The following is a 2074-nucleotide window of genomic DNA, read 5'->3' on the forward strand; positions in this document are numbered from 1 at the left end:
GCAAGATAAAAAATGGATAAGACTTTATAAAGATTTAGAAAAAGCCAATATTGGAACCATACATAGTTTTTGCTCTAGAATCCTTAGGGAGAATCCTGTAGAATCTGGCGTGGATCCTTTATTTAGTATAATGGATGAATACGAATCTGATGAGTTACTAAAAGAAACTATTAGCGAATGTATAGTAAAGGGTATAGAAAAAGATGAGGATATTTATAAACTAGTTAAAGAATTTAATTTAGACATGTTAAATAGAATTAATGAAACCTTTATGAATATATATAAAAAAATAAGAAATGTAGGTATGTCTTTTGATGAGATTAGTGAAATGACGTTAAATAATATAGATAATTTTAAAATCGAAGAAAAACAAATAAATTTTATAAAAAAGAATTTGTCCCACTTAATGGATAAAGCAAGGAAGAATTCAAAGCTTTATAAATTAAAAGAGGATCCTATTTGGATTAACTTTTTAAATAATCATGTTTATGATGAAACTATATTGGAAGATTTAAATTATATAGAAGCTAAAATAGGAAATATGAAAGGTGAAGAAGAAAGAATAGAAAAAATAAAAAATGTTATAAACAATGTAATGAAAATAAAAGAGGTAAAATATAGGGATAATTATAAAGCCTTAATAAAATTACTTATAATTATAGACGAAAAATTCACAGCTAAAAAGAAAAGAATAGGTTGTTTGGATTATGATGATTTACAAATTTACGTATTAGAACTATTAGAACAGGATCATATTAGAAAAAGATATCAAAATAAATACAGATATATAATGGTAGATGAATTTCAAGACACTAATGAACTACAAAAGCAAATACTATATAAATTGTGTAGCAAAGAAAGCAAATTAGATAGAGAAAATTTATTTATAGTTGGAGATCCTAAACAATCTATATATGGATTTCGTGGTGCCGATGTAGAAGTATTTTTTGAAGTAATGGAAGATATAGAAGAGGTTTCAAAAACATCACCTATTCTTTTAAATAAAAATTATCGTTCTGTATCCCCAGTCCTAGAATTTGTAAATAATGTATTTACTAAAGTTATGGGAGAAAGATATGATAGCTTAGAGGCTAATAAAAAAATTAGTGGATTAAGAGTAGAAGTAGTAGAAAATAAGGAGTTACAAATACCAGAAGGTGTTAGCCAAGGGGATTACAATAAATATTATGAAAGTAGAATTATAGCTAAAAGAATTAAAGAGTTGGTTAATAGTGGAGAATATTCTTATAAAGATTTTGCTCTGCTATTTAGATCTTCAACAGAAGATCATATATATGAAAAAGCTTTAGAAGAATATGGTATACCTTACTATAATATAGGAGGGAAAGGGTTTTATAAGCAAGATGAAATAGTTGATTTAATAAATGGGTTAAAAAGTATAAGTAATAGCTATGACAGCATTTCTATAGTGGGATTACTCAGAAGTCCTATGTTTGGTATTTCAGACAAAACTATTTACTGGCTTCTTAGGAGAAATAAAGAAAATTTATTAATGGCTTTAGAAGAAGAAATATCTTCTGTAGAGGAAAAAGAAAAAAAGAAGATAGAAAAAGCTGCTAAAATTTTATACCAATTAAGGGTAAAAAAGGATATAGTGAAAGTAGATGAAATATTAGAAGAACTTATTTCTAAGACCTATTATTCAAATAGCTTAATGCTACAACATGGTAATAAACAAAAAATTGCAAATGTATATAAATTTGTGGATATAGCAAGAGAATATAGGAAGATGCATAATGGATCTATGGAAGAATTTATCGATTATATAGAAAAATTAAGAATTGAAGCAATAGAAGAATCTCAGGCTCAAATTGAAACAGAAGCAGGAAATACTGTAAAAATAATGACTATACACAAATCTAAAGGATTACAGTTTAAAGTTGTAGCAATACCTCAAATGTCTAAAGGCTTTGTCACAGATACATCAGATATACTTTTCCATAAAAGCATAGGTCTAGGTATAAGACATAGGGATTGTTCTCCATTATATGATGATGTACGCCACATAATAGGAGAAAAGGAAAATGAGGAAAATAAGAGGATTTTATATGTA

The 2074-nt window shown here is 26.7% G+C and carries 1 protein-coding gene; it reads left to right on the plus strand.

Annotated elements, in window-relative coordinates; translation table 11 throughout:
- On the plus strand, positions 1–2074 hold a 2074-nt coding region (locus VK071_04850; protein HLR34643.1), incomplete at both ends, for a UvrD-helicase domain-containing protein.

The organism is Tissierellales bacterium, from assembly GCA_035301805.1.
Classification (GTDB): Bacteria; Bacillota; Clostridia; order Tissierellales; family DATGTQ01; genus DATGTQ01.